The sequence below is a fragment of the Roseinatronobacter ekhonensis genome (assembly GCF_900499075.1).
In the GTDB taxonomy this organism is placed as follows: domain Bacteria; phylum Pseudomonadota; class Alphaproteobacteria; order Rhodobacterales; family Rhodobacteraceae; genus Roseinatronobacter; species Roseinatronobacter ekhonensis.
Genome location: NZ_UIHC01000133.1, coordinates 1 through 2373, shown reverse-complemented (window position 1 = coordinate 2373; position 2373 = coordinate 1). Strand labels below are relative to the sequence as shown.

Genomic DNA, 2373 nt, shown 5'->3' with positions numbered 1-2373 from the left:
CCACGCTCGAGCCTGACCTGGAAGCGCTGCACAGCCGCCTGTCCGGGGTCTGTGTCACCTGTCTGGATTTCGGCGATTTCATCCGCCGCGTGGACCACCCCGACACGCTGTTCTATCTTGATCCGCCCTATTGGGGCTGCGAGGGCTATTATGGTCGTGACCTGTTCAACCGCGCGCGCTTCGAAGACATGGCCGCGCAGCTCGGGGCATTGAAAGGGCGGTTCATTATGTCATTGAACGACACACCGGGCGTGCGCGAGGTGTTCTCGGGTTTCAGAATCGAGGAGATCAACACCGTCTACACCGCGGCGTCCAGCGGACCGAAGGCTGCGTCAGAGGTGCTGATCATGAATTTTAAAGCGGCATAAACAGTCGAAAGGCGCAGCAGCGTCTACTGGCTGACCGAAAAGATCGACGTGGCGGATGTCGTGGGAGTAGATGGCCATCGCCTGCAACCCACGGTGTAGATCTTGCCGGGCGAAGACGCGGGCGCGCTCTGGCGGCGCGCGCTGGCCCCCTTGGGGCGGGAGTTGCTGGTGGGCGCAGTGGACACCTTGATCCCGCCATCATGACGATCTGGCGTGGCGGCGTGGAGCGAATCGGATAAGGTCGCGCCAGTGATTTCAGAACAGGCGCGCCCCCCATGCCCAACCACCTCTATTACGGCGACAATCTGCGCGTTCTGCGCGACAGCATCGCGGACGCGAGCGTGGACCTGATCTATCTGGACCCGCCGTTCAACTCGAATGCCAGCTATAACGTGCTGTTCAAGGGGCCGCAGGGCAATGAGAGCGCGGCCCAGATCGAGGCGTTCGACGACACATGGCACTGGACCGACGCCGCCGAGGAGGCCTTTGGTGACGTGCTGCGCTCGGGCAATGGCAACGCGTCGGAAATGCTGCGCGCCATGCGGTCGTTCTTGGGCGAGAATGACATGATGGCCTATCTGGCCATGATGGCCGTGCGCCTGATCGAGCTGCACCGGGTGCTGAAACCCACCGGCAGCCTGTATCTGCACTGCGACCCGACCGCGAGCCATTACCTGAAAATATTGCTGGATGCTGTGTTCGGCCCGACCCGGTTCCTGAATGAGGTGGTTTGGAAACGGACCAGCGCACATTCAAGTGCTAAAAGGTGGGGGCCAGTCCATGACGTGATCCTTTACTATGCCAAGTCGGACAAGTTTGACTGGATTGGAACGCATCAACCTTATGAAGACACTTACATCGACGCCTTTTTCACGCACACTGATCCGGACGGGCGGCGATGGCGTCGTGCGGACCTAACCGGAGCAGGAGTTCGCAACGGAGCGTCCGGTAAGGTTTGGAAGGGCGTCGACGTTACCGCCAAAGGCAGGCACTGGGCGTTTCCGGTGGAAAAGCTCGATGAAATGGACGCCGAAGGAAAAATCCATTGGCCGAAAAAGGAGGGCGGCGTTCCACAACGAAAGCGCTACCTGGACGAGCTGCCGGGCATGCCCGTCCAAGACGTCATCACTGACATAAAGCCGATCCACAATATCGGCGGCGAGCGCCTCGGCTACCCCACCCAGAAACCCGTCGCCCTGCTGGAACGCATCGTTAACGCCAGTTCCAACCCCGGCGACGTGGTGCTCGATCCGTTCTGCGGCTGCGGCACCACGGTCCACGCGGCGCAGAAACTCGACCGGCAGTGGATTGGCATCGACGTGACGCATCTGGCCATCGGCCTGATCGAAAAGCGCCTGCGCGACGCCTTTGAAGGGGTCGAGTTCACCACCCACGGCGTGCCGCAAGACTTGGCGGGCGCGCGCGACATGGCTAACCGGGGCCGCGAGGACAAGAACTACTATTTCGAGTTCGAGAAATGGGCGCTCTCGCTGATCGCCGCGCAACCCGGCAACCAGTCCAAGAAGGGCGCTGATCGCGGCATCGACGGCAATATCTACTTTGGCAAGACCAACCGCGCGTTGGTCAGCGTGAAGGCGGGCGACAATGTGGGCGTGGCCATGATCCGCGACCTGCGCGGCACCATCGAGCGCGAGCGCGCCGATATCGGGATCTTCCTGACCCTGACCCCGCCCACGAAACCCATGGTGGCCGAGGCGGCGGGCGCGGGCCAATTCGAGATGGACGGCTTCAGCCCCGTGCCCCGCATCCAGATCGTGACCATCGAAGATGCACTGGCCCTGCGCGACCGCGCTGTCCGCCTGCCAGCGCGCCGCGACGACGCCTTCAAGAAAGCCAAACGCGAGAGCGGGGGCGGTCAGGGTTCACTCGACATTTGAACGGGGCGTTTAACGCTGCCTGAAAGGCCGACTGTCACGCTGGTGTCTGCAACGGACCTGCTGCAAGTATCCCTGTCAAACTGTGCAACATTCCCTGTCGCGCCACA

2 protein-coding genes are annotated in these 2373 nt (G+C 61.9%); both read left to right on the top strand.

The features are described 5' to 3' along the window. On the top strand, window positions 1–368 hold a 368-nt coding region (locus tag ROE7235_RS19330; RefSeq protein WP_183073598.1), incomplete at its 5' end, for a DNA adenine methylase. A gap of 275 nt (window positions 369–643) precedes the next feature. Next, window positions 644–2266, top strand: a complete 1623-nt coding sequence (locus ROE7235_RS19325; RefSeq protein WP_121097631.1) for a site-specific DNA-methyltransferase — start codon at window positions 644–646, stop codon at window positions 2264–2266. Window positions 2267–2373: the final 107 nt, after the last annotated feature.